This is a genomic window from Intrasporangium sp. DVR (assembly GCF_040365325.1).
GTDB lineage: Bacteria > Actinomycetota > Actinomycetes > Actinomycetales > Dermatophilaceae > Intrasporangium.
In genome coordinates, this window is the sequence record NZ_BAABZW010000032.1 from 1 (window position 1) to 24,081 (window position 24,081).

At 71.2% G+C, this 24,081-nt stretch carries 22 protein-coding genes and 3 tRNA genes; 10 read left to right on the plus strand and 15 right to left on the minus strand.

The window, feature by feature from the left end; translation table 11 throughout:
• The 7 genes from ABWV20_RS18330 to ABWV20_RS18360 form a co-directional block, all read right to left on the minus strand.
• A partial coding sequence (locus tag ABWV20_RS18330; RefSeq protein ID WP_353357973.1) for a helix-turn-helix domain-containing protein occupies positions 1-138 on the minus strand: 138 nt, incomplete at its 3' end.
• A gap of 122 nt (positions 139-260) precedes the next feature.
• The gene (locus tag ABWV20_RS18335; RefSeq protein ID WP_353357750.1) at positions 261-1,790 is read right to left on the minus strand and encodes a helix-turn-helix domain-containing protein; all 1,530 of its coding nucleotides are present in this window, start codon (positions 1,788-1,790) and stop codon (positions 261-263) included.
• Positions 1,791-1,815: 25 nt separating this feature from the next.
• Complete coding sequence (locus ABWV20_RS18340; protein ID WP_353357752.1) at positions 1,816-2,733, minus strand: SDR family oxidoreductase; 918 nt, start codon at positions 2,731-2,733, stop codon at positions 1,816-1,818.
• Positions 2,734-2,890: 157 nt separating this feature from the next.
• Positions 2,891-4,987: a 3-hydroxyacyl-CoA dehydrogenase NAD-binding domain-containing protein gene (locus tag ABWV20_RS18345; RefSeq protein ID WP_353357975.1), complete on the minus strand. Its 2,097-nt coding sequence runs from the start codon at positions 4,985-4,987 to the stop codon at positions 2,891-2,893.
• 83 nt (positions 4,988-5,070) lie between these two features.
• Positions 5,071-6,360: a thiolase family protein gene (locus ABWV20_RS18350; RefSeq protein WP_353357754.1), complete on the minus strand. Its 1,290-nt coding sequence runs from the start codon at positions 6,358-6,360 to the stop codon at positions 5,071-5,073.
• Positions 6,361-6,492: 132 nt separating this feature from the next.
• Positions 6,493-7,827 (minus strand): HRDC domain-containing protein, encoded by a 1,335-nt coding sequence (locus ABWV20_RS18355; protein ID WP_353357756.1) that lies wholly within the window; start codon positions 7,825-7,827, stop codon positions 6,493-6,495.
• The gene (locus ABWV20_RS18360) at positions 7,824-8,408 is read right to left on the minus strand and encodes a DUF3000 domain-containing protein (RefSeq protein ID WP_353357758.1); all 585 of its coding nucleotides are present in this window, start codon (positions 8,406-8,408) and stop codon (positions 7,824-7,826) included. Before ABWV20_RS18360 ends, ABWV20_RS18355 begins: the two co-directional genes overlap by 4 nt.
• Positions 8,409-8,500: 92 nt before the next feature.
• On the opposite strand from ABWV20_RS18360, the gene hemE reads away from it, so the two are divergent.
• Complete coding sequence (hemE, locus tag ABWV20_RS18365) at positions 8,501-9,577, plus strand: uroporphyrinogen decarboxylase (RefSeq protein WP_353357760.1); 1,077 nt, start codon at positions 8,501-8,503, stop codon at positions 9,575-9,577.
• Complete coding sequence (murJ, locus tag ABWV20_RS18370) at positions 9,577-11,247, plus strand: murein biosynthesis integral membrane protein MurJ (protein ID WP_353357762.1); 1,671 nt, start codon at positions 9,577-9,579, stop codon at positions 11,245-11,247. The genes hemE and murJ overlap by 1 nt, the downstream gene beginning before the upstream one ends.
• 56 nt (positions 11,248-11,303) lie before the next feature.
• Here murJ and ABWV20_RS18375 read toward each other — a convergent pair whose 3' ends face one another.
• Complete coding sequence (locus ABWV20_RS18375; RefSeq protein ID WP_353357764.1) at positions 11,304-12,338, minus strand: DUF4349 domain-containing protein; 1,035 nt, start codon at positions 12,336-12,338, stop codon at positions 11,304-11,306.
• A 120-nt stretch (positions 12,339-12,458) separates the two neighbouring features.
• Between ABWV20_RS18375 and hemG the strand changes: the two genes are divergently transcribed.
• Together hemG and hemQ are read left to right on the plus strand one after the other, a co-directional pair.
• A complete protein-coding gene (gene hemG, locus ABWV20_RS18380; RefSeq protein WP_353357766.1) occupies positions 12,459-13,868 on the plus strand; it encodes a protoporphyrinogen oxidase in 1,410 nt (469 codons plus the stop codon).
• Positions 13,869-13,876: 8 nt separating this feature from the next.
• Positions 13,877-14,578 carry a hydrogen peroxide-dependent heme synthase gene (hemQ, locus tag ABWV20_RS18385; protein ID WP_353357768.1) on the plus strand — a complete coding sequence of 234 codons (702 nt, stop codon included), beginning with the start codon at positions 13,877-13,879 and terminating at the stop codon, positions 14,576-14,578.
• A gap of 23 nt (positions 14,579-14,601) precedes the next feature.
• On the opposite strand, the gene ABWV20_RS18390 is transcribed toward hemQ, so the two are convergent.
• Together ABWV20_RS18390 and msrB are read right to left on the minus strand one after the other, a co-directional pair.
• Positions 14,602-14,982 carry a DUF1707 SHOCT-like domain-containing protein gene (locus ABWV20_RS18390; RefSeq protein ID WP_353357770.1) on the minus strand — a complete coding sequence of 127 codons (381 nt, stop codon included), beginning with the start codon at positions 14,980-14,982 and terminating at the stop codon, positions 14,602-14,604.
• 80 nt (positions 14,983-15,062) lie between these two features.
• Positions 15,063-15,482, minus strand: coding sequence for a peptide-methionine (R)-S-oxide reductase MsrB (gene msrB / locus ABWV20_RS18395; protein WP_353357772.1), 420 nt, complete (start codon positions 15,480-15,482; stop codon positions 15,063-15,065).
• Between the two features lie 98 nt (positions 15,483-15,580).
• Between msrB and ABWV20_RS18400 the strand changes: the two genes are divergently transcribed.
• The gene (locus ABWV20_RS18400; RefSeq protein WP_353357774.1) at positions 15,581-16,801 is read left to right on the plus strand and encodes an alpha/beta hydrolase family protein; all 1,221 of its coding nucleotides are present in this window, start codon (positions 15,581-15,583) and stop codon (positions 16,799-16,801) included.
• Here ABWV20_RS18400 and ABWV20_RS18405 read toward each other — a convergent pair.
• The 3 genes from ABWV20_RS18405 to ABWV20_RS18415 form a co-directional block, all read right to left on the minus strand.
• Positions 16,702-17,373 (minus strand): dihydrofolate reductase family protein, encoded by a 672-nt coding sequence (locus ABWV20_RS18405; protein ID WP_353357776.1) that lies wholly within the window; start codon positions 17,371-17,373, stop codon positions 16,702-16,704. The two genes, ABWV20_RS18400 and ABWV20_RS18405, sit on opposite strands and share 100 nt — an antisense overlap.
• 145 nt (positions 17,374-17,518) lie before the next feature.
• Positions 17,519-18,505, minus strand: coding sequence for an RNA polymerase subunit sigma-70 (locus ABWV20_RS18410; protein WP_353357778.1), 987 nt, complete (start codon positions 18,503-18,505; stop codon positions 17,519-17,521).
• Positions 18,502-19,269, minus strand: a complete 768-nt coding sequence (locus tag ABWV20_RS18415) for a dihydrofolate reductase family protein (protein ID WP_353357780.1) — start codon at positions 19,267-19,269, stop codon at positions 18,502-18,504. Before ABWV20_RS18415 ends, ABWV20_RS18410 begins: the two co-directional genes overlap by 4 nt.
• A 62-nt stretch (positions 19,270-19,331) precedes the next feature.
• Here ABWV20_RS18415 and ABWV20_RS18420 point away from each other — a divergent pair, with 62 nt between their 5' ends.
• Positions 19,332-20,327, plus strand: a complete 996-nt coding sequence (locus ABWV20_RS18420) for a PPK2 family polyphosphate kinase (protein ID WP_353357782.1) — start codon at positions 19,332-19,334, stop codon at positions 20,325-20,327.
• 24 nt (positions 20,328-20,351) lie between these two features.
• On the opposite strand, the gene ABWV20_RS18425 is transcribed toward ABWV20_RS18420, so the two are convergent.
• A complete protein-coding gene (locus ABWV20_RS18425) occupies positions 20,352-21,989 on the minus strand; it encodes an acyl-CoA dehydrogenase family protein (protein WP_353357784.1) in 1,638 nt (545 codons plus the stop codon).
• 98 nt (positions 21,990-22,087) lie between these two features.
• On the opposite strand from ABWV20_RS18425, the gene ABWV20_RS18430 reads away from it, so the two are divergent.
• The 4 genes from ABWV20_RS18430 to ABWV20_RS18445 all read left to right on the plus strand — a co-directional run bounded on the left by ABWV20_RS18430 (position 22,088) and on the right by ABWV20_RS18445 (position 23,536).
• On the plus strand, positions 22,088-23,191 hold the full coding sequence (locus tag ABWV20_RS18430; RefSeq protein WP_353357786.1) for a YihY/virulence factor BrkB family protein: 1,104 nt from the start codon (positions 22,088-22,090) through the stop codon (positions 23,189-23,191).
• Positions 23,192-23,270: 79 nt separating this feature from the next.
• Positions 23,271-23,343: transfer RNA gene (locus tag ABWV20_RS18435), tRNA-Gly, on the plus strand.
• Positions 23,344-23,370: 27 nt separating this feature from the next.
• A tRNA-Cys gene (locus tag ABWV20_RS18440) sits at positions 23,371-23,441 on the plus strand.
• Positions 23,442-23,461: 20 nt separating this feature from the next.
• Positions 23,462-23,536: transfer RNA gene (locus tag ABWV20_RS18445), tRNA-Val, on the plus strand.
• 105 nt (positions 23,537-23,641) lie between these two features.
• Here the strand turns inward: ABWV20_RS18445 and ABWV20_RS18450 are convergent.
• A complete protein-coding gene (locus tag ABWV20_RS18450) occupies positions 23,642-23,839 on the minus strand; it encodes a helix-turn-helix domain-containing protein (RefSeq protein WP_353357788.1) in 198 nt (65 codons plus the stop codon).
• Positions 23,840-24,081 lie beyond the last annotated feature (242 nt).

Here is a 24,081-nt window from a genome sequence, read left to right on the forward strand (position 1 = left end):
GTCGACCCACCGCTTCACGGTGGGCCAGGAGCATTGGAAGCGGGCCGCGACCTCGCTGATCGGGTAGCCGTCCTCGACGACGAGGCGGGCGACCTTGAGCCGGGCGCGGGGAGTCAGGGCTGCGTTAGCGTGGGACATGGGAGGACCTTCCTGTCGAGTGAACCTTCAGCAGTTCCACTCAACCGCGGGAGGGTCCTCCCTTCACGTCACGTCACACCGTGTCGTCACACCGACTCGACCAACCTGTCCGGTCAGTACAGCTAGATGTCCCGGAAGACCTCGATCGTGGCGCCGAGGGCGTTGAGGCGCTCGGCGAGGTCCTCGTAGCCGCGGTTGATGACGTAGACGTTCCGCAGCACCGACGTGCCGGGCGCGGCCAGCATGGCGAGGAGGACGACGACTCCGGGGCGGAGCGCCGGCGGGCAGACGACCTCGGCCGCTCGCCAGCGCGTGGGGCCCTCGATCATGACCCGGTGGGGGTCGAGCAGCTGGACCCGAGCGCCGACCTTGGTCAGCTCGGTGAGGTAGATCGCCCGGTTCTCGTACACCCAGTCGTGGATCATCGTGCTGCCCTCGGCCACGGCCCCGATGAGAGCGAAGAACGGCAGGTTGTCGATGTTGAGCCCCGGGAACGGCATGGGGTGGATCTTGTCGGTGGGCGCGCGGAGCGGGCCGGGAACGGTGGTGATGTCGACGAGCCGGGTCTTGCCGTTGGCGGAGGTGTACTCAGAGCTGAGGTCGTACTTCATCCCCATCTCCTCGAGCGTGGCCAGCTCGATCTCGAGGAACTCGATGGGGGCACGACGGATGGTGATCGCCGAGTGCGTCACGACGGCCGCCGCGAGCAGGCTCATCGCCTCGATCGGGTCCTCACTCGGCGCATAGTCGACGTCCACGTCGATGTGCGACCGGCCGTGGACGACGAGGGTGGTCGTGCCGATGCCCTCGATCCGGACGCCGAGCCGCTCGAGGAAGAAGCAGAGGTCCTGGACCATGTAGTTGGGGGAGGCGTTGCGGATGACCGTGGCGCCGTCGTGGCGAGCCGCTGCCATGAGGACGTTCTCGGTGACGGTGTCGCCGCGCTCGGTGAGGACGATGGCGCGCGTCGGGTTGACGCTCCGGTCCGAGTGCGCCTGGTAGAAGCCATGGGTTGCGGTCACCTCGAGCCCGAAGGCGCGGAGCGCGGCGAGGTGCGGCTCGACGGTGCGGGTGCCGAGGTCGCAGCCACCGGCGTAGGGGAGCTGGAACTCGGGGTACTCGTGCAGGAGCGGGCCGAGGAACATGATGACGGTCCGGGTCCGCCGGGCAGCCGCGACGTCGATGTCCTCGAGGTGCAGCCGGTCGGGAGGGGTGATCTCGAGGTCGTTGCTGTCGGGCAGCCACCGGGTGCGGACCCCGATCGAGGCGAGGACCTCGAGGATCCGGTTGACCTCCTCGATGCGGGCGAGGCTGCGCAGCGTCGTCCGGCCCTTGTTGAGCAGCGCGGCGCAGAGCAGCGCGACGGCGGCGTTCTTCGACGTCTTGACGTCGATCGATCCGGAGAGCTGCTTGCCGCCGACGATGCGCAGGTGCTGCGGCCCGGAGTGCCCGACCGAGACGAACTCGGAGTCCAGGGCGTCGCCGATCTTGGCGAGCATGTCGAGGCTGAGGTTCTGCTTGCCGGCCTCGATCCTCGTGACCGCCCCTTGGGACGTCCCGAGGAGCTCTGCGAGCTCGGACTGGGTCATGCCCTTGTGGCGACGGGCGTCGCGGATCAGGCCGCCGATTCGGGTGAGGTAGCTTTCAGACACGGGTCGAGGCTAACTCATATATGAGTTATTGCAACTCAAGCGGGGTCGGGGCGGCGAGGACGTGCTCGATCGGCGTGCAGCCCAACCACGGATGTCTTGTGCGGCTCGCTGCGGGGTCGAAGCGGAGATCCGCGGAGTCCTGGGCGAGAGCGGTGCGGATCAGCCGGGCCGCTCCCGGTCGCACCGGGGCGAGCACCACACCCAGCACCCTGAGCGCGGCACGGGGGATGTGTCCGACCTCGGGCCGACCCGTCACCAGGCGTGCGAGCTGGGTCATCGTGAGGCTCTCCGGGCCGCCGACCTCGATGACCTCGCCGCGCAGTGAGCGGTCGGTCGCGGCTCGCGTCACCGCGGCGGCGACGTCGTCCACGGCGACGAAGTTGATCGGATTCTCGCCGCGCCCGAACACCTTGGCGACGCCCCTGCGGCCCGTCGTGCTCCGCACGATGTCGGCCCACGTCTCAGCGAAGGCGGATGCGCGCACGATGGTCCAGTCCTCCGGCCCGTCCCGCAGCGCCTGCTCGGCCGCTGCCTTCATCCGGAAGAGCTCCATCGGGTGCTGCGGGCTGGCGCCGATGACCGACACGAGCACGATCTGCGCCCCGACGTCGCGAGCGGCAGCGATGAGGTTGCGGTTGCCGTCCCGGTCGACGCCGGCCGGGGACTGGCCCGTCTTCGGGTCCAGGCCGTGCACGGCCGACACGACCACATCAGCCCCCTCCAGGGCAGCCCGCAGCGTCTCCGGGGCGCGGACGTCGGCGGCCACGAACTCCGCCGGGGCAACGGCCCGGGGAGGCTGTGTCCGGGCGACGACCCGCGCCCTCTCCCCGAGAGCCGCGACCTGTTCTGCGACCAGTGCACCCAGACGTCCGGTCCCACCGATGATGACGATCATGTCCCTGGCCTCCTCCTGCAGCGCACGCTTGCCCGCGCCGAGCAGCACGAGCCTGCACGGCGTGGCTCGCGTCGTGGAGGGCCGAACGTCCCGACTCCTGCCCGCGAGAACATCCGGTGTATGCCGCTGGGCTCGGACCCAGCCACCCGCTCGGCGGGCGCGGGGTGGCGTGCGAGCCCAGCGACATACGGCCTCGGGGCTGCCCTCAGGAGGGCAGGGTCGACAGACCCGGCGGCAGGAAGCGGTGACCGGTGACCTTCTCGGCGACGCCGGTGCGGTCGAGGAGTGGGGTGATGCCACCGTTCCAGAACTGGAAGCCGGCCCCGGTGATCATCGCCAGGTCGATGTCCATCGGGGACTGGGCCACCTCCTCGTCGAGCATGCGACGGGCCTCGTCGGCGAGCACCGCCAGCACGCGCGCCCGGACCTCGCGGACATCGAGCACGACCGGGTCGCTTGGTTGCTCGATGAGCGCGGCCGCCTCGGGGAGGAGCACCGGCCTGCCCGAGCTGAGGTCGTAGAAGCCGGGCAGCCTCGCCTCGACGAGGCGTTGCAGGGTCGGCGAGGCGTAGAAGCGGTCCGGGAAGGCCCGCACGAGGGTCTCGCCGTTGTGCAGCGCGATGGCCGGACCGACGAGGCCGATGAGCACGAACGGTGGCATCGGTGCGAGGCCCGCGAAGGCGCGGTCGACCACCTCGATGGGCGTGCCCTCGTCGAGGATCCGGGCCGCTTCGCCCATGAACCGACCGAGCAGGCGGTTGACGATGAAGGACGGGCGGTCGGCCGCCAGGATGCAGGTCTTCCTCAGCTCGCGCCCGACCGCGAAGGCGGTGGCCAGGGTGGCCTCGTCGGTCTGCCGGCCCGGGATGATCTCGAGGAGGGGCATGACGGCGACCGGGTTGAAGAAGTGGAAGCCGACGACGCGTTCAGGGTGCTCGAGCTCGGACGCCATCTCGGAGATCGACAGGCTCGAGGTGTTCGTCGCGAAGACGCACTCGGGGCTCGTGATCTCCTCCAGCTCGGCGAACACCTGCTTCTTGACCGACATCTCCTCGAAGACCGCCTCGATGACGAAGTCGGCGTCCGCGAAGCCTGCCTTGCTCGTCGACCCCGACACGAGACCCCGGTAGCGGTTGAGCCGATCGGGGCCGAGGCGACCCTTCCCGGCGAGCTTCTCGAGCTCCGCGTGGACGTAGCCGACACCTCTGGCCACCCGCTCGTCGTCGATGTCGGTGAGCACGACCGGCACCTGGAGCCGCTGGATGAACAGGAGTGCGAGCTGGCTGGCCATGAGGCCCGCGCCGACGACCCCCACCTTGGTGACGCGCCGGGCCAGTGCCTTGTCGGGTGCGCCGGCAGGGCGCTTGGCCCGCTTCTGGACGAGCTCGAAGGCATAGAGGCCGGCACGCATCTCGTCGCTCATGATGAGGTCGGCCAGCGCCTCGTCCTCGGCAGCGAACCCCTCGTCCCGGGGGGCCGTGCGAGCCGCGGCGACGAGGTCGAGGGCGGCATAGGGCGACCTGGCCTGACGTCCGGTCTTGAGGTCAGCGAAGGCCCTGGCCTTGGCGACCGCGGTGCTCCAGGTGCCCTCGTCACGGTCCACCTCGGGCCGGTCGACCGTGAGCGCGCCGGTGACGACTGCGGCTGCCCACTCGATCGAGCGCTCGAGGAAGTCGGCCGGCTCGAACATCGCGTCCGCCAGGCCGAGCGTCAACGCCTCGGGGCCCCGGAGCATCCGGTTCTGGGACAAGGGGTTCTCGATGATGACCTTGAGGGCGTTCTCGACGCCGACGAGGTTGGGCAGCATCCAGCAGCCGCCCCACCCGGGGACCAGACCGAGGAACACCTCGGGAAGTGCGACGGCGGGCACCCCCGCGCTGATCGTCCGGTAGGTCGCCGAGAGAGCGAGCTCGACGCCACCACCCATCGCGGCACCGTTGACGAAGGCGAACGTCGGGACCGGCAGGTCCGCGAATGCAGCGAAGGCGGCGTGCCCCGAGCGGGCCACTGCGATCGCCTGCTCCCGCTGGGTGATGAGGGGAACCCCGGTGAGGTCGGCTCCGACGGCGAAGATGAACGGCTTGCCCGTGACCGCGACCGCGCTGATCTCTCCTGCTTCCGCCCGGGCCCGCACCGCGTCGACGGCGGCGTGGAAGCCGGCGATGGACGCCGGGCCGAAGGTGTTGGGCTTGCTGTGGTCGAAGCCGTTGTCCAGTGTGATCAGCGCCAGGGTGCCCGCGCCCCCGGGCAGCGCAACGTCGCGGACGTGCGCGCGCGTCACGACCTCGTTGCCGAACTCCAGGCCGGCGTTCGCCCCGGCGGTCGCCGAGGTGGTGGTCGAGGTGGTGGTCGAGGTGGTGGTCGAGGTGGTGGTCGAGGTGGTGGTCACTGGTGCTCCTCCTGGCCGGCCGTGCCGGGGTCATCGAGCTGGGCGGGGTGGGCCTGGACTGGCTGGGGATCGGACCGGTAGTCGGACCGGTAGTCGGAGTGGTGCGGGTTCTCCCAGATCACGGTGCCGCCCATGCCGAGGCCGATGCACATCGAGGTCAGGCCGTAGCGGACCTCGGGGTGCTCCTCGAACTGGCGCGCCAGCTGAGTCATGAGGCGAACGCCCGAGCTCGCCAGGGGGTGGCCGACGGCGATGGCGCCGCCGTACTCGTTGACGCGCGGGTCGTCGTCGGCGATGCCGAAGTGGTCGAGAAAGGCCAGGACCTGGACGGCGAACGCCTCGTTGAGCTCGAGGAGCCCGATGTCGTCGATGGTGAGGCCGGCGTGCGAGAGGGCCCGCTCGGTCGCCGGAACCGGGCCCACGCCCATCACCTCCGGCTCGACACCGACGAACGCGTACGACACCAGACGCATCCGGACGGGCAGTCCGAGCTCGGCGGCTGCCGCCTCGGAGGCGAGCAGACAGGCGGTTGCGCCGTCGTTGAGGCCGGCGGCGTTGCCCGCGGTGACGTTGCCGTGCGGGCGGAACGGGGTCTTGAGCGCGGCGAGGTCCTCGAGGGTCGTGCCCGGACGGGGTGGCTCGTCAGCGGTCGCCAGCCCCCAGCCCAGCTCGGCGTGGCGGACGGCGACCGGGACCAGGTCGGCCTGGATCTTGCCGTTGGCGTAGGCCTTGGCGAGCTTCTCCTGGCTGCCGACGGCGAAGGCGTCGGCGCGCTGCTTGGTCAGCTGCGGGAAGCGGTCGTGGAGGTTCTCGGCGGTCTTGCCCATGACGAGCGCGTCGGGGTCGACGAGCTTCTCGGCGAGGATGCGGGGGTTGGGGTCGACGCCCTCTCCCATCGGGTGGCGCCCCATGTGCTCGACGCCACCGGCGATGGCGACATCCAGGGCCCCGAAGGCGATGGAGCTCGCCGTGGTCGTGACGGCGGTCATGGCGCCGGCGCACATCCGGTCGATGGAGTAGCCGGGTGTGGACTGCGGGAGGCCGGCGAGCAGGGCTGCCGTCCGGCCGATGGTCAGCCCCTGGTCGCCGATCTGTGTCGTCGCCGCGATGGCGACCTCGCCGACGCGGTCCTTGGGGAGAGCGGGGTTGCGGTTCAGCAGCTCCCTGATGCAGCGGATGACGAGGTCGTCGGCGCGGGTCTGGGCATAGATGCCCTTCTCACCCGCCTTGCCGAACGGGGTTCGGACGCCGTCGACGAAGACGACCTCACTGAGCTGGCGGGGCACGGTGACTCCTAGGGCGAGGGGACGTTCCCGCCGATCCTACTGCCGAGTAACTTCTCGGCCAACGCCTGAGGTGGTGACGGTCCTCACGGGGGCCACCCTGTGGTGGGAGGCCCCCGGGGTGGCCGATGGGCGTCAGGGACGGGGGTGCTCGGCGCAGGCCCGGGCGATGAGGGGGGCGGCCAGCCGTGTCTGCCACGTGCGTGCGCCCATTCCGGACAGCTCCTCGGCGACGTCGGCGGTGGTCGGGGCGGGCGGGCCCTCCCACAGGTAGCGCCGCAACAGGTCGGGGGTCAGGACGTTCTCGACGGGGATGGCCAGCTCCTCCGACAGCCCGCCGAGCAGCTCACGGGCTCGGGCGAGACGAGCCGCGGCCACCGGGTCCCGGTCGGCCCAGGTGCGCGGAGGCGGGGGACCGGTGGCGGGCAGGGTCAGCGGGGGCAGCTGGTCCTCGGGGAGCGTCAGGGCCTCGGCCACCACCTCGATGAGCGCCTCCTGGTGGCGGCGGATGGACCGGGCGAGGCGCGGGTCGGACGAGGTGAGGGTGCGGGGCGGGCGCTCGGCCCGTTGGAGGGAGATGGCGATCTCCGCGATCGCGGCGTCCGGGACGATCCGGCCGGGGGAGACGTCACGCTGCCTGGCCAGCGCGTCCCGCCAGAGCCACAGCTCCCGGACGATGGCGGTGCCGCGGCGGGCGCGGATGCGATGGATGCCGGAGGTCCGACGCCACGGGTCGACTCTCGGCTCCGGGCCGGTGAACTGCAGGAGCGACTGGAACTCCTCGGCAGCCCAGGCGGCCTTGCCCTGCCGGTCGAGGTCCTCACGCACGGCGTCACGCAGCTCGACGATGACCTCCACGTCGAGCGCCGCGTAGCGTAGCCACGGCTCGGGGAGGGGGCGGACGGACCAGTCGACCGCGGAGTGCTCCTTGGCCAGCTGCAGGCCGAGGTAGTGCTCGACCATGGCGCCCAGGCCGACCCGGGGAAGGCCGACGAGGCGCCCGCCGAGCTCGGTGTCGAAGAGGAGGCGCGGCCGCAGGCCGACCTCGGCGAGGCACACGAGATCCTGGGTCGCCGCATGGAGGATCCACTCCGCCTCGCCGATCGCATCCTGGAGCGGGGTGAGGTCCGGCAACGCGACCGGGTCGAAGAGGAAGGTGCCGGCGCCCTCGCGCCGCACCTGGACGAGGTAGGCCCGCTGCCCGTAGCGGTAGCCCGAGGCTCGCTCGGCATCCATCCCCACCGGCCCGGAGCCCGCGGCGATGGCCGCGGAGGCGCGCGCCAGAGCCCGCTCGTCGGTGATGACGTCCGGGACCCCGTCACCCGGCACGGTCAACGGGGTCAGCACCCGGGTCGACTGCACCGGCTCCGGGGACTGGTGGGACCCAAGGTCCTGCGGGGCCTCGAGGGGCTGGAGTGACTCGTCCGAGTCGACAGGACCAGGCCCCGGCGAGCTCGGCTCCGCGGTCACCGGCGCTGCCCGGGCAGCGGCACGACGCCGTCGGGCAGGGGAGGGATCCCGGCGATGGTGCACAGGAGGTCGGCCCAGGCGCGCAGGTGCTCGGTGAGGGCGCCGCTCACCGGGGTCCACGAGGCCCGGATCTCCATCTCCACACTCGGGTGGCGGTCGGAGAGACCTCCGAAGCTCTCGCTCAGGACGCGGGTGACCGTGCCGGCCTCCGCGGTCCAGCCGACGGCGCGGCCGGCGAGCGAGTCCGTCAGCCAGGACCACCCGACCGCCCCGAGCATCGGGTCGCCCGCGAGCTCCGGCTCGAGCTCGGCGCGGGCGAAGGTCACGACGCGCCACGTGCCGTCCCACGTATCCGGGCCGGCCGGGTCGTGCAGGACGACGAAGCGCCCGGTGGCGAGCTCCGCGTCGGGATCAGCGGGATCGAGGACGTCGGCGGTCAGGGCCGCGGCGAACGGCGCGATTCTGGTGGGGGCGGGCACTTCGGTCAGGCGCACTTCGGAGCGCACTCGAACATCGCGCAGGGCGCTGAGCACCTTCGCGAAGTCCGCGCCGTGGTTGCCCGGCAACGTTCTCGTGTGCACCAGTTGAGGGTATGCCGCCGGGGTCCTTTTGTCCGCAGGGCACGCCGGGGCGGGTGGCCGGGTCATGCCTGCTCGCGTGGCAGGATTGAGCGGTGCCGACCCCAGTCCCGCCCCCCGCGTCCGCCCCGGCGGAGCCGAGCAGCCCCCGCAACAGCGACCTCGTCCGAGCCGCCCGCCGACAGCCCGTCTCCAGGACCCCCGTGTGGTTCATGCGGCAGGCAGGACGTTCGCTGCCTGAGTACCGGGCCGTGCGCGAGGGCATCCCCATGCTCGAGTCATGCATGCGACCCGACCTCATCACGGAGATCACCCTCCAGCCGGTGCGCCGGCACGGTGTCGACGCCGCGATCTTCTTCAGCGACATCGTCGTGCCGCTCAAGGCCATCGGCGTGGACCTCGACATCGTTCCCGGCGTCGGGCCGGTCGTCGCACATCCGATCCGCGAGGACAAGGACCTCGATCAGCTCGTCGAGCTCACCCCGGAGCACGTCCCCTACATCACCGAGGCGGTCCGGCAGCTCGCGGTCGAGCTCGGCCCCACCCCGCTGATCGGCTTCGCCGGGGCCCCGTTCACCCTCGCCTCCTACCTGGTCGAGGGTGGTCCGTCGAAGAACCACGAGCACACCAAGGCGCTGATGCACGGGGACCCAGAGCTGTGGGACGCCCTCTGCGCCCGGCTCGCCCAGATCTCGGGCGCGTTTCTCCGCGTCCAGGCTGCGGCCGGGGCCAGCGCCGTCCAGCTCTTCGACTCCTGGGTCGGCGCCCTGTCCAAGGCGGACTACGCCAGGTACGTGCAGCGGCACTCTGCTGCCGCCCTTGCGGCCGTGGCCGATCTCGACGTCCCCCGCATCCACTTCGGCGTCGGCACCGGCGAGCTGCTCCGGCTCATGGGTGACGTGGGCGCCGAGGTCGTCGGCGTCGACTACCGAGTCAGCCTCACCGACGCCGTCGAACGACTCGGCCCCGACCACGCGGTGCAGGGCAACCTGGACCCGGCCCTGTTGTTCGCTCCGTGGGAGGCACTCGAGCGTCGGGTCCGCGAGATCGTCGAGGAGGGCCGGCACGCTCCGGGCCACATCTTCAACCTCGGGCACGGTGTCCTCCCCAACGTCGACCCCGACGTGCTGACCAGGGTGACCGCGTTGGTCCACGAGGTGTCGGCGCGCTGATGGCGCAGGGGTCGCTCGCCAGGTCGAGCCTTGTGATGGTGGGCGGGTCGATGGCGTCCCGCGCGCTGGGCATCGTCCGGGCCGGGCTCCTGACCGCCATCATCGGCACGATCGATGCCGGCGACGCGTTCAACCTCGCCAACACCCTGCCCAACGTCTTCTACCTGCTCGCCGCAGGCGGGATCCTCAACGCGGTGCTCATCCCGGCCCTGACCCGAGCCATGAAGCTCGAGGACGGCGGCAAGGAGTTCACCGACCGGGTCGTCACCGTCGCCCTCGTGGTCATGGCCGCCATCACGGTCCTCGTCGTGCTCGGGGCCGGTCTCTTCGTGTCGCTGCTCTCCGGTGGCCGAGGGGCCGGCTTCGAGCGGCTCGTGCTCGCGTTCTCCCTCATCTGCCTCCCGCAGATCTTCTTCTACGGCGCGTTCGCCCTCTTCGGCCAGATCCTCAACGCGAGGAACCGTTTCGGGGCGTTCGCCTGGGCTCCCTTCGTCGCCAACGTCGTTGCGGTGGTCGGCCTCCTCGTCTTCATCGCCGTCTTCCCGGCGCCACAGGTCGTCAACGCCCAGGGGCAGCCCCTGCACCGGCCCCCCGACCAGTGGACAGCGCCGATGATCTGGCTCTTCGCCGGCTCGGCGACTGTGTCCGTGATCGCCCAGGCCGCCTGGCTGCTCCCTGCGCTGTACCGCTCCGGCTTCCGCTACCGGCCCCGGTGGGGCCTGCGAGGCGTGGGTCTCGGTGGCGTCAGTCGCCTGGCAGTCTGGGCCTTCGTCGGGCTGGCGGTCTCGCAGGTCGGGTTCTTCATCACCCAGTGGGTGCTCAACACGGCGGTGGCGAGATCCGGCCGCCCGCCGGACGACCCGCAACGCGGCACGGCGGTCTACGCAGTGGCCTTCACGATCTTCATGCTCCCGCACGCCTTCATCGCGGTCTCGATCATCACGGCCCTCTTCCCACGGTTGTCGAAGGCGGCCGCCGACGACGACGTCCCCGCCCTCAAGGCCGACTTCCGCAGGGGCATGCGGCTGCCACTGGTCGCCAACGTCCCCGTCATGGTGTTCGTCATGGTGGCCGCGACCCCCATCGTCGCCCTGCTCAACCCCGGCATCGACGGGCCCTCGATAGAGCTGGGCGGGATCATTCTCGTCGTCATGATCCTCGGCATCGTGCCGTTCGGCGTCGACCTGCTCTGCTACCGGGTCTTCTTCGCCCTGGAGGACGGACGATCCCCGCTCCTCATGCAGGCGGTGCTCACGACGATCTCGCTCACCGGCGGCCTGATCACGCTCGCCCTGGAGCCCCAGTGGGCGATCGCGGTCGTCGCCGCTGGACAGACCATCGGCAACGTCGCCAGCTCCGCCACGGGCATCATCCTGCTCCGCAGACGGTTCGGCCTCCTCGGGCTAGCCGAGATCGTCGACTCCACCGCCCGGATCGGTCTCGCGGCTGGTGGGGCCGGGCTGCTCGCCTGGGGGACCATGACCGTGCTGTCACCGATCCTCGGTGACCCGACGGCGCCCTCGAGCTGGGTCGACCGGCTGTTCACCAGCGGCATCGTGCTGGCCTTCGCCGGGATGCTCTTCGTCATCGTCTACCTCGCCCTCGCCCACGCCCTGCACGTCCGCGAGGTCCGTGACGTCGCCGACATGGTCCGTCGCCGCATCGCCTGAGCGCCCACACCCATTGGCGACGCCGCCGTTGGGCGGTCCGGGCAGCAGGGGGGTGGTCAGTCCGTCGCGGGCCGCGTTCCCGTGCCCCGCCGACGCAGCCAGCGCCGGACGAACCACGCGACGACGAGCGCGATGAGCAGCCAGGGCAGCAGGACGGCCAGCCCCGTCACCACGACCACGATCGAGTCGAGGAATGCGTTCCAGGCCCGCTCGAGGCTCTGCAGGAAGCCGTTGGCCTCCGGCTCGGGTGAGACGGTCGCGTCGGTCCAGAGGGTCACCGAGACCGTCGAGGTCGTGGTGCGCCGGTCGAGCTCCGCGAGCCGCTGCACGAGAGAGTCCAGGTCCGCCTGCCGGCGAGAGAGCTCGCTCTCGAGCAGGACGATCTGGTCGAGGGTCGTCGCCTTGACCATGAGCGCGCGGACCCGGGCGATGGAGTCCTTCGCCGGTTGGATCCGGGCCTGCGTGTCGACGTACGTCTCGGTGACATCCTCCGACTGGGACGAGCGGTAGGAGACCGTTCCGATGCTCGCGGACGACAGGTCCGCCAGCACGGCGTCGAGCCGGTCAGCAGGGATGCCGAGGGTGAGCCGCGCCTCGTTCACGCCGACGGGCGGGACGACGGCATCCTCGGGCATGCCGGCCTCGCCCTTCGTGGCACCGAAGGAGCCGGTCGGGTCGGGCGCGGTGACGATGCTCTCCGAGAGGACCTGCCCTCCGGCTGCCTGGGCGATGGCCCGAACTCGTGCACTGGCGCCGGAGATGTCGGTCACCTTCACCCCGAGCCACGCCGTCCGAGCCAGCTTGGTCCCGAGGGAGCCGATCGCGCCTGCCCCCTTGGCGGTATCCGCCCCGTCCCGCGAGACGTCGCCGTCCGCCGCGGGGGGCGACGGCGCCACGGGGGCGTAGCCCTGCCCCTGCTCGGGCAGGCCGCCGGCCGGGGCGGGTTCGCTCGACGTCCCGGACCCGTCTGGGCGGAGCACGGTGAGTCCGATCGGGACCGCGAGGGCCAGCAGGAGAAGCACCAGGCCGACCACGAGCCACATGCGGCGCTGTCGGGATCCGCTGTGCCGGAGCTGATCGAGCGTGACCATGGTGCCATCCTCCTTGGCGGGGGCTCCCGGTCCGCCTCGGTGGGGCCGGTGTCCATCCCTGCCCCATAAGACACCCGGCCGGCCCGAAACGTTGAGTGTGGGGGATGGAAGAGTGGCGTCATGAACGCGCACGTGGGAGTCGTCGGTGGAGGCATCTCCGGACTCGTCGCGGCCTGGCACCTCGTCCGGACCGCTCCGGGCATCGAGGTGACGGTCCTGGAGGGGTCCTCGAGAGTCGGAGGGAAGCTGCGGGTCGAGGACATCGCGGGGATGACTCTCGACGTGGGGGCGGAGGCGGTGCTCACCTTCCGGCCCGAGGCCGTTGCCCTTCTCGAGGAGCTCGGTCTCGGTGATCGCATCGCGCACCCTGCGCCCGTCCCGGCCTCCATCGTCATCGACGGAGCCCGCCGACCCATGCCGAGGGGGACCCTGATGGGTGTGCCGTCCGACCCGGAGGCGGTCCGCGGCCTGCTGACCGACGCCGAGGTCGAGCGACTCACGGCAGAGGTGGTCACCCCTCCGGTGCACGGTGACGTGGCCGTCGGCACCTTCATCGACGCCAGACTCGGGCCGGCGGTCACCGACAAGCTCGTCGAGCCGCTGCTCGCCGGGGTCTACGCGGGCGACTCGCGGAACCTCTCGCTCGAGATGGCGGTTCCGCAGCTGGCCCGGGCAGCGCGCGAGGGCACGTCGGTGCTGGAGCTGGCCCGTGCCCTCGCCCCGGCGCCGCGTCCCGCCGAGCAGGTCGAGCGTCCTCCGGTCTTCGCCACGGTCGTCGGGGGCCTCGGCACCGTCCCGGCACACGTGGCGGCCCGGCTGGCCGGCCTCGGTTGCGAGGTCCGCACAGGCGCCGTCGTCCGCGGGATCCAGCGTCGCGACGGCAAGCTCATCGTCACGAGCGGTCCGACGACGGACGTGCGCGAGGACGTCTTCGACGCCGTCGTCCTCGCCACACCCGCGGCCCCGACGGCTCGCCTCCTGCGCGACCTGGCGCCGGACGCCGCTGCACGACTCGCCACGATCGAGTCCGCCTCCATGGCCATCGTCACCCTCGTTCTCGAGGGGCCGCCGCCGGAGACGCTCGACGGCAGCGGGTTCCTCGTGCCCCCGACGGAGCCGCTCACCATCAAGGCCTCCACCTTCAGCACGGTGAAGTGGCCGTGGCTCGCTGCGGCGTACCCGGACCGGACCGTGCTGCGCACCTCCTTGGGACGCCACCGCGAGGAGGCCACCTTGCACCGGTCCGACGAGGAGCTCGTCGACGTGTCCCTCGCCGACCTCGCTGCGGTGCTCGGTCGCTCCCTGCCTACACCGCTGGCCGTTCACGTGCAGCGCTGGGGTGGAGGGCTGCCGCAGTACGCGGTCGGCCACCGTGAGCGAGTCGCCGGGCTGGTGGAGCCGGCCGCGGACGTCGCGCTCGCCGGGGCCTCCCTGGCCGGTGTCGGCGTCCCCGCGTGCATCGCGTCCGGACGGCGTGCGGCGCAGGCCGTGCTGACCCGACTGCAGGCCGGCGGAGCAGCGTTGGGATGATGGTGCTCATGAGTGACAAGCTGACCCCGGCCCAGATGCGTGAGATCAACGAGACCATCCGCTACTCGATGTGGTCGGTGTTCAGCAGCGTCACACCGCTCGGCGACGACCGTGACTCCCTGGCCGACGAGCTGGAGTCCTTCCTCGCGTCGCTCGCCGGCGACGGAGTGGTCGTGCGCGGGATCTACGACGTCGCCGGACTGCGCGGCGACGCCGACTTCATGATCTGGTGGCACGCAGCGACCATCGAGCAGCTCCAGTCGGCCTACCACCGGCTGCTGCGTTCCGAGCTCGGCTCCCACCTCGAGCCGGTCTGGTCCTCCGCGGCGCTGCACCGGCCCGCCGAGTTCAACAAGAGCCACATCCCGGCCTTCATGGCCGACGAGGTCGCCCGGAAGTACGTCTGCGTCTACCCGTTCGTGCGCTCCTACGACTGGTACCTGCTCGACGATCAGGAGCGTCGCGACATGTTGCGCGAGCACGGCCAGATGGCCCGCGACTACCCCGACGTGCGCGCCAACACCATCGCCTCGTTCGCCCTGGGCGACTACGAGTGGCTGCTCGCCTTCGAGGCGGACGAGCTGTTCCGGATCGTCGACCTCATGCGGGAGCTGCGGGCCTCCCGCGCGCGCAACCACGTGCGCGAGGAGATCCCCTTCTTCACCGGCCCGCGGGTCGAGCCGCGCGAGCTCGTCGCCAACCTGCGCTGAGCTGACCGCAGCCCTCGGGCAGGTCACTCCTCGGTGAAGAGCGCCCTGACGACCAGCGCCGTGATGGGGATGAGCAGGAACCACACCCACGAGCCGGTGCGAAGGAAGATGAGCAGGGCCACGAAGGGCACCAGGCCCAGGATGAGGTCCCGGACCCTGCGCGGCTGCCGCGAGGTGCGGAAGGGGAGCGCGGCCGGCCGTGGCAGCGCGCGACCGTCCGGTGCCAGCGCCGGCAGGTCGTTGAACAGGACGTCGAGGTCGTGTCGGGTCACCGCGTCCGCCGCTCGTCCGCGGCGGTCCTCGTACTCGTGGGAGTCGAGCCGTCCCGCCTCGAAGTGCTCGGCGAGCAGCTCGATGGCGGCTCGGCGCTCCGCATCACCAACGCGCAGCTCGTCCGGTCCCATGTCGTCTCACGATAGGTGAGCGGGGCCCGCCGGGCACCCAGCCCGCCCGTGGGCTCCCAGTGAGCCCAGCGGCATACGCCTCACTCCTCCGTCGGGGTCAGCCGCAGGCTGATCGAGTTGATGCAGTAACGCTGGTCCGTGGGGGTTTCGTAGCCCTCGCCCTCGAAGACGTGGCCGAGGTGGGAGCCGCACGACGCGCACCGGACCTCGACCCGCCGCATGCCGAGGCTGGTGTCCTCGATGTAGTCCACCCGGTCCCCGGCCAGCGGCGCGTAGAACGACGGCCAGCCGCAGTGCGACTCGAACTTGGTGTCGCTGCGGAAGAGCTCGGCGCCGCACGCGCGGCACGAGTAGACCCCCTGGGTCCTGGTGTCGGTGTACTCGCCGCGGAAGGGCGCCTCGGTGCCGGCCTCGCGCAGGACGTGGAACTCCGCAGGCGTCAGGCGCTCGCGCCACTCGTCGTCGCTCCGCTGGACGGCATAGGTCTTGTCGCTGCTCATGACCTCCGAACGCTCTCGCGCTCCCGTTTGTGCCCGACTCGCCGCGCCGGGAACCGAAGCGTCACCGCGGCCGGCTGGGGCTTTGACACGATGGCCGCGTGAAGGTTCGTCAGCTCGTGACCCGCCCGGTCCTCATCGCAGGCGCCGCAGGCGGGGGGTCCGCCGTGGGCGCCGCCGCCGGATCCGTCGCGGCGGCGGCCTGGTTCGCCCGCCGCGTCCTCACCCCGGACGAGCTGCAGCCCGACGACGTGGCCATCGTCGCGCACGACGCGGAGTCGGTCACCTTCGCCTCCGGCCCGGACCCTGACGTCCCGGGGCAGTACGGCGTGTGGCTGGACGGGGGAGCGGGCCACGCGCGGATCGGGCGGATCCTCGAGCACGACGAGGTGGCGGCCACGGTGCGCCGCGAGCTGATCGCGGTCGATCGTGGGGCGCTCGGGGTGGGACCGGCACGCTGGAACCAGTACTACTTCTGGGACCGGCCGAGCGTCAGCATGGGCCTGCCGGACGAGGACGTCGTCGTGATCTCGGAGGTGGGCGCGCTGCCGGGGTGGGTCGTGCCGCCGGCAGCGTCGTCCGCCGGTGGCGACTGGGCGATCCTCGTGCACGGCCGAGGGGCGCGCAAGGAGGAGACGCTGCGCGCGGTGCCGGTGCTTCGGGAGGCCGGGTGGACGTGCCTGGTGGCCGCCTACCGCAACGACCGCGACGCGCCGCGCGGCCCCGACGGGCGATACAACCTCGGCCTGTCCGAATGGCGCGACGTCGAGGCCGCGATCACGACAGCGGTCGCCCGGGGAGCCGAGCGAATCGTCCTGTTCGGGTGGTCGATGGGCGGCGCCATCGTCCTGCAGACCCTCGACCGGTCACGGCACGCCGATCGCATCGTCGGCGTGTGCCTCGACTCGGCCGTCATCGACTGGGATGCGGTGCTGCGCCACCACGGCCGGCTCAACCACCTGCCCGGCCCGCTCGTGCGCGTGGCGCGTGGCCTCATGGGCTCGCGCCGTGGTCGATCGCTCGTCGGGCTGATCGAGCCGATCGACCTCGCGCACACGGACTGGGTCGCTCGGGCCGACGACCTGGGGGTGCCGATCCTGCTCATCCACTCGACGGGGGACACCGTCGTCCCCTTCGCGCCGGCGGCCGCCCTCGCCGAACGCCGGCCCGACATCGTCCGCTTCGAGCCGTGGCACCGGGCGCGCCACTGCCGCGAGTGGAACTACGACCCGGAGCGATGGGAAGCGGCCGTCTCGTCCTTCGTCTCCGGCCTGGGAGCCTCGGGGGTGCCGTCCGCCGAGCGGTCGCGACTCGGGGCGTAGCGCAGCAGGATGTTGGACGATCCGGCGAACGTGCACGAGCCCAGCAGCTCGAGCCGGGGAACTGCTCGGGCGAAGAGCCTGACACCGTCGCCGAGCGCGAGCGCTCCGACCATGAGGTGCAGCTCGTCGACGAGGCCGTCCTCGAGCAGGCCGTTCCACATCGTCCGGCTCCCGTAGACGACCGCCTCGCCGCCCAGGTGGCCCGCGAGCCACTCGCCGACCGCGGCGCGGGGAACGACCGTCGTCGTGTCGCGCCACGGGTTGGACTCGTCCAGCACGCACGTGTCACTGACGACGACCTTCGGGACGTCGTTGTAGATGCGGCTCAGCTCCCGGTTCGTGGCGTCGAGGGCCCGGTTGTCGGGGTCCTCCGGGGTGTCCGCGATGGACGGCCAGTACGCGCTGAACATCTCGTAAGACCGTCGCCCGAGGAGCACGGCGCTCGCCGCGCGCATCCTCTCGAGGTTGTACGCGTCGAACGCCTCGTCCATGGGTAGCGCCATGACGTTCCCGCCTGGCCCCTCGTAGTAGCCGTCGAGGGAGACGATGTTGGTGACGATGACCTTGGGCATCTCGGTTCCTCACTGTGGTGATGGGTGCTGTCACCCGTAGAGAGACACGCGCGCGCTGGAACTCATCGGTCGGCCGGCAGGCATTTCGTGCCGTATGCCGCTGGGCCGGCTCTCACACGCGCCCTCGGGCCAGTGCCGGGCGAGGTCAGCCGGCGACCGGGTCCAGGACCGGAGGCAGGCCCAAGTGGTCCAGGACCGCCGGGTCGAGGAACGACGCGAACCACTCGATGCCGTCCGGCCCGACGTGGAGCAGGGTGAGGCTGCCGAGCGCGTACCGACCGGCGACGCCCTGGTAGCCGCCGATCGCCGGACGCCCGTTGGCCCGTGTGCGCACGAACCGCCACGGCGTCTGGAAGACCCGCTCTCGCAGGAACCTCTCGACGGACGCGCGCCCGTCGAACCAGGCGGGGAGCGGCGGCATGGTGAATCGCACGTCGCGGGCCAGCAAGGAGATGACCGAGTCGACGTCGGCACGCTCCCAGGCAGCGACGAGTGCAGCCACGAGAGCCTGTTCCTCGTCGCCCGGGAGCCGCCGCGCATACCGGTCCACGGAGGCGGCCCCGACCGTCGAGCGGGCGCGCTGGAGGGCGCTGTTCACGGAGGGTGTAGACGTCCCGAGCAGGTCGGCGACCTCTGCGGAGCTGAAGGCGAGGACGTCACGCAGGATGAGCACGGCTCGCTGGTTCGGTGGCAGGAGCTGGAGGGCCGCGATGAAGGCCAGCTCCACCTCCTCCTTGCTGGCGACGGCGTCCTCGGGGTTGCCGGTCCCGCCGGAGCTCGAGTCCGGCCAGGGCTCCACGAAGAGCTCGGCCGGCTCAGCGGCGCCCAGGTCGTGCGTGGCCGTCAGCGGGGGAGCGTGGTCGAAGGACAGGACACGGGCCGGCCGGTTGCGGGTCAGCCTGAGGCAGCAGTTCGTCGCGATCCGGTAGAGCCAGCTGCGGAGGGAGCTGCGCTGCTCGAAGCCGGCGAGTCCACGCCACGCAGCGAGGAGTGTCTCCTGGAGCGCGTCCTCGGCGTCCTGGATGGAGCCGAGCATCCGGTAGCAGTGGACGAGCAGCTCGCGGCGGTGCGGACCGACCAGCTCGTCGAACGCCCTGTGGTCGCCGGCACGGGCGCTCGCGAGGAGGGTCATCGGGTCCCCGGTGGGGGTGCCGGGCGAGCGGGGAACCAGCGGCCCATGAGGGTCCCGTCCTGCTCGACGAGGAAACCCAGCTCGAGGTCCTCCGGTGCGGCCTCAGGGCTCACCGGCCGTGGGTGGTGGCCACCGACAAGGCGGGGGGCGATGGTGAGACACAGCTCGTCGAGCAGGCCCGCTGCGAGGAGGGAGCCGGTCAGGTGTGGCCCGCCCTCGGTGAGCAGCTGGGTCCACCCTCGCTCGTGGAGCCGCTCCAGCAGTGCGCCGAGGTCCACGTCGTCCTCACCGCAGACGAGAACGGACTCGCTGCCCAGGACGGACCGTGCCTCTGCCAGACCGGGAGCTGCCGCGCACGTGGCGAGCAGGACCGGGCCGCCGGCGCCGCCTCGGAGCGTGGACGGCAGGCGACCCGAACCGGACACGGTCACGAGTGGCAGGGAGTCGGGGCGTCCGGCGCTCCGGCGGATCCCGAGGACCGGCGGGGCCACCGTGAGGCCGGTGTACCCCTCGGCCCGGACCGTGCCGGCGCCGACGATCACCGCGTCACTCAGGCCGCGAAGCAGGTCGAAGACGTCATGGTCGGCTGTCGTGTTGATCGAGCCGGACCTCCCGTCCGGTCCCGTGGCCGCACCGTCGAGAGTCGTCACCATGTTGCAGCGCAGCCACGGATCCGTCGGCGGCGCATAGACGCCGGCGAGGGCGTCCAGATCGAGCTCGCTGCCGGGCGGGAGGCCGCTGCCGGCGGGGAGGAGCAGGCGCATGGAAACACCCTAAGCGGCCTCGTATCCCGGGCTACGGCCGCCGTGTCGGGCAGGATGGCGCCATGGGCAAAGGCAAGGGCAAGGGCAAGGGTGACCAGAAGGCACGCAAGGGCGGCAGGTCCGGCGCCCGGACCGACGCCGACGCGCTCGAGTCGAAGAAGAAGGCCGACGAGGATCGAGCCGTCGCCGACCTGGCCGAGCAGTTCGTCGCGGACGGAGTGCATCCCATGGGCGGCTTCTCGGATGCCCTCCGCGTCGAGAAGGGGTTCGTCCTGGACGGTGTCGACACCTCTGCCACGCCGGCGTTCGACGGGGACAAGCTGGCCGGCAAGGCAGCGCTCGCATCCGCGGAGGAGGAGCTGACCGACCTGCTGGAGCGCCTCTGGGCAGAGTCGACCGCCGGCTCCAAGCGCGCGCTGCTCCTCGTCGTCCAGGGCATGGACACGTCGGGCAAGGGGGGCATCATGCGCCACGTCATCTCCGTCAACCCGCAGGGCGTGCGAGCGACCGCCTTCAAGGCGCCCTCCGAGGAGGAGCTCGCCCACGACTTCCTGTGGCGCATCGAGAAGGCGCTGCCGGCACCCGGGCAGCTGGGCGTCTTCGACCGCTCCCACTACGAGGACGTCCTCATCGTGCGGGTGCACGAGCTCGTCCCGGAGCAGGTCTGGTCGAAACGCTATGCGCAGATCAACGCCTTCGAGCGTGCGGCCATTGCCAGTGGGACGAAGGTCGTCAAGGTGATGACGCACATCAGCAAGGACGAGCAGAAGGCTCGTCTCATGCGCCGGCTCGACCGCCCCGACAAGCACTACAAGTTCAACCCCGACGACGTCGACGAGCGCGGCCACTGGCTCGACTACATGGAGGCCTACCAGGCGGTGTTCGACCGGACCTCAACGGTCGGCGCGCCCTGGCACGTCGTTCCCGCGGACCGCAAGTGGTACGCCCGGCTCGCGGTCCAGCAGCTGCTGCTCGAGGCTCTCCGGGAGATGGACCTGCAGTGGCCGGAGGCGGACTTCGACGTGGAAGCGGAGAAGAAGCGCCTCGCGGCCAGCTGAGGGCGGTGTGTTGCGGGGCCCGAGCTAGCCGACGCGGTCGAGGATCGGCCCGACCGCGTCGGCGAGGTCGACGGGCAGCGTCCCGAAGGTGTGGCCGTGACCCCCTTCGACCCGGCTGGCGATGAACGCGTCGGCGACGGTGGGGGAGTGCTCGACGAGAAGGGCGGCCTGCAGAGCCACGGCCAGGCCCTCGACCGCCGACCGGGCCGTGAACGCAGCACCAGGCGAGTCGGGCTCCAACGAATGAGCTTGCTGGACAGCCTGGTCCGTCTGCTCGTCGAGGGCCCGGCTCACCCCGCGGACTCGGTGCAGCTCCTTGGTGAGGGCTTCGAGGCTCGCGGGCTCCCGGCTGATGGCCCGGATCACGTCGAGGGCGTTGACGTTGCCCGACCCCTCCCAGATCGAGTTCAGGGGGGCCTCCCGGTAGAGCCGTGCCAGACCGTTCTCCTCGACGTAACCGTTGCCGCCGAGGCACTCGAGCGCCTCGGCCACCATCGGTGCGGTGCGCTTGCACACCCAGTACTTGCCGACCGCGACCCCGAGCCGCGCGAGTTCCGACTCGCCCGTGTCGAAGGCGTGAGCCAGTCGCATCGACAGGACGGTGGCGGCCTCCGCCTCCAGGGCCAGGTCGCCCAGGACGTTGCGCATCAGCGGCTGGTCGACGAGGAGGCGGCCGAAGGCCGAGCGGTGACGGGCGTGGTGCACCGCGCGGGTGACAGCATCGCGCATGGTCGCCGTGGAACCGAGGACGCAGTCGAGACGGGTCGCCCCGACCATGTCGATGATCGTCCGTACGCCCCGGCCCTCCTCGCCGAGGCGGGACCCCCACGTTCCCTCCAGCTCCACCTCGCTCGAGGCGTTGGAGTGGTTCCCGAGCTTGTCCTTGAGCCGCTGGAGGGCGAACGGGTTGCGTGAGCCGTCGCCGAGCGCCCGCGGGACGACGAAGCAGGTGAGGCCTCCGGGTGACTGGGCGAGCATGAGGAACACGTCACTCATCGGCGCCGAGCAGAACCACTTGTGGCCCGTGAGGCGATACGTCTCGCCCGGCAGCGGGCCTCCGGGTGCGGGCACCGCCCTCGTCGAGTTCGACCGGACGTCCGAGCCGCCTTGCTTCTCGGTCATCCCCATGCCGGCGATGGCGCCGACCTTCTCCTCCACCGGCCGGATCCCGAAGTCGTAGCTCCGGCTCGCGAGGAGGGGGAGCCAGCGCGACGCGGACTCGGGGTGATGTCGAAGGGCCGACCCAGCGGCATACGACATGGAGACGGGGCAGCCGTGCCCGGCCTCCACCCGCGACCACATGATGAAGCCCGCGGCGCGCCTGGCGTGGGCGCCGCTCCCCGCCGGGGCCGTCCACGGCTCGGCGGTGAGGCCGGCGCCGACGGCCCGGGTCATCAGCCAGTGCCAGGAGGGGTGGAACTCGACCTCGTCGACCCGGTTGCCCTGGGGGTCGTGCGTGCGCAGGACCGGCGCGTTCGTGTCGGCGAGACGACCGTGGTCCTGGGCCTCCGGCGATCCCGCGAGCCGCCCGAGCTCGGCCAAGGACGCCACGTCCTGCGTCGGTACCCAGCGGGCGACCGCCTCGGCGAGCGCTCGGTCCTCGGTGAGGAAGTCCCTGCCGACGAAAGGCCCGACCTGGTTGCTGACCTCGTGCGTGCTCACTCCTGCAGCGTAGGCCGGACCCCTCGCCGAGCGATCTGGCCCGGCTGTCGCGCGCGTCACCCCGGAGCGCGCCTGACGGGCAGCTAGCCTCGGGGGCGATGACGGTCAAGTCGGCGGTGCGGCGCATCCTGGAGCGGGTCCCGGGGGCGGTGCCCCTCGCCCGGGTCACCCTCGAGACCGTCCGCGTCAGCCTCAACTACCGCGTGACCGGTCTTGCCGCCGAGGGCGCCTTCTTCCTGCTGTTGTCGCTGCCGCCGTTCGTCCTCGGCCTCTTCGGCGGCGTCGGCTACCTCGGCAACATCCTCGGACCCGACAGCGTGCAGCGGCTCCTCGACGTCGTCACGGACTACGCGTCCGGCTTCCTCACCCAGTCGAGCATCGACGAGCTGCTGCTGCCCACCGTCCGCGACGTGCTGCGCGACGGCCGACCCGACCTCATCTCCGTCGGCTTCCTCATCGCTCTCTGGTCCGGTTCGCGGGCGCTCAACGTCTTCGTCGACACGATCGCGATCATGTACGGCCAAGGTGACGGCCGGGGGATCCTGCGCCAGCGCTTCCTCACCTTCGGCCTCTACACCCTCGGCATCGTCGTCGCGGTCGTCCTGCTGCCGCTGGTCCTCCTCGGTCCGGCCATCATCGAGGCGTGGCTGCCCGAGCGGGTCAAGTTCCTCACCATCGCCTACTGGCCCCTGGTGCTCGTCCTGTCGATCGCTCTCCTGACGACCCTGTTCCACATCGCCACCCCGCGCCGGGCCCGGTGGTGGCGCAATGCTCCGGGAGCCCTCCTCGCGCTGGGGATCTGGCTGCTCGCGTCGCTCGTCGTCCGCAGCGCGCTCGAGGCCTCCCTGGGTGGCTCGTCCATCTACGGGCCGCTGAGCACCCCGATCGTCCTGCTCATCTGGCTCTACGTCCTCGCCATCGCGATCCTCATCGGCGCCGGGCTGAACGCCGCGACGCGGGTGCTCTGGCCGGTCGAGCTGCGCGACGGGGCGGGGACGCGGCTGGCCCACTGGGCCGGACGGCGGTTGTCGCGGGGCGACCTGGCGCGTCCGGTGGTGAAGGTGGATCCTGCCGTGGGAGACCAGCGCAGCCGGGACCAGCAGTTCACCAAACGAGAGCGCCCGCACCTCGCCGAGGCGCTCGACCGGGAGCTCGAGGAGGGCGTCGCGCGGCCCCGTCGCGACGGCACCACGGGCGCCTGATGGCAGTTTTGAATCTGCTGGATCGATCCGCTACTGTCTACCAAGCACCGAGCGGGGAAGTTACACCGCTGGTGTTCCCGCGGACGTAGCTCAGTTGGTAGAGCGCAACCTTGCCAAGGTTGAGGTCGCCGGTTCGAGCCCGGTCGTCCGCTCGGAGGCAAAAGGCAACTTGCCTTCATGGTGGAGTGGCCGAGAGGCGAGGCAGCGGCCTGCAAAGCCGCGTACACGGGTTCAAATCCCGTCTCCACCTCGGTGCAGCACCAAGAACACGGGCGATTGGCGCAGTGGTAGCGCGCTTCCTTGACACGGAAGAGGTCACTGGTTCAAACCCAGTATCGCCCACCAGAAACCCGCAGGTCAGAGGCCCTTTCGAGGGCCTCTTTCCGATTTCGGGAACATACGGGGAACAAGAGACAGCCACTTTTGGCCGCTCCTGACCCCGGCGAAGCCTCAACGCCAGTTGCCTACGGGCTTGGCATCGATGAAGCGCTCGATCGAGTCGACCTTGATCCGCAGCGTCTTGCGGCCGAGGCGTACGGCGTCGAGCTGACCGTCGGCGATGTAGCGACGAACGGTCCGCGTCGAGACGGCGAGCGCGTCGGCAGCGTCGGCGAGCGAGACGAGACGGCGGGAGATGGTGGCAGTCATGATGACCTCCTGGGTTCGCGGCCGTCCGACGACGGCCTCACTCCCCCAAGGCCGCGGTCTGTCCGCGAGTGGCCACGCATGGCGAGTTGTTCCGATCGCTCCTGGCGCAGATCGCTGGGCGCCTTCCCGCGCGGCTGTTCGCCACAAGCCGATCGTCTTGCGGGCGCTCGTCCGTCCCAACACCTCCCTATTTACCTGTCACCACGTTTCTCCCTGCACCGTCCTGCCTCTCACTCCTTTCC

What these genes read in the sequence shown, in the direction of transcription:
- ABWV20_RS18420 (WP_353357782.1), top strand. Translation starts at nt 19,332, where the DNA reads ATGGGCAAAGGCAAGGGCAAGGGCAAGGGTGACCAGAAGGCACGCAAG.
- ABWV20_RS18450 (WP_353357788.1), bottom strand. Translation starts at nt 23,839, where the DNA reads ATGACTGCCACCATCTCCCGCCGTCTCGTCTCGCTCGCCGACGCTGCC.
- ABWV20_RS18375 (WP_353357764.1), bottom strand. Translation starts at nt 12,338, where the DNA reads ATGGTCACGCTCGATCAGCTCCGGCACAGCGGATCCCGACAGCGCCGC.
- ABWV20_RS18405 (WP_353357776.1), bottom strand. Translation starts at nt 17,373, where the DNA reads ATGCCCAAGGTCATCGTCACCAACATCGTCTCCCTCGACGGCTACTAC.
- murJ (WP_353357762.1), top strand. Translation starts at nt 9,577, where the DNA reads ATGGCGCAGGGGTCGCTCGCCAGGTCGAGCCTTGTGATGGTGGGCGGG.
- ABWV20_RS18415 (WP_353357780.1), bottom strand. Translation starts at nt 19,269, where the DNA reads ATGCGCCTGCTCCTCCCCGCCGGCAGCGGCCTCCCGCCCGGCAGCGAG.
- hemQ (WP_353357768.1), top strand. Translation starts at nt 13,877, where the DNA reads ATGAGTGACAAGCTGACCCCGGCCCAGATGCGTGAGATCAACGAGACC.
- ABWV20_RS18410 (WP_353357778.1), bottom strand. Translation starts at nt 18,505, where the DNA reads ATGACCCTCCTCGCGAGCGCCCGTGCCGGCGACCACAGGGCGTTCGAC.
- ABWV20_RS18430 (WP_353357786.1), top strand. Translation starts at nt 22,088, where the DNA reads ATGACGGTCAAGTCGGCGGTGCGGCGCATCCTGGAGCGGGTCCCGGGG.
- msrB (WP_353357772.1), bottom strand. Translation starts at nt 15,482, where the DNA reads ATGAGCAGCGACAAGACCTATGCCGTCCAGCGGAGCGACGACGAGTGG.
- ABWV20_RS18390 (WP_353357770.1), bottom strand. Translation starts at nt 14,982, where the DNA reads ATGGGACCGGACGAGCTGCGCGTTGGTGATGCGGAGCGCCGAGCCGCC.
- hemG (WP_353357766.1), top strand. Translation starts at nt 12,459, where the DNA reads ATGAACGCGCACGTGGGAGTCGTCGGTGGAGGCATCTCCGGACTCGTC.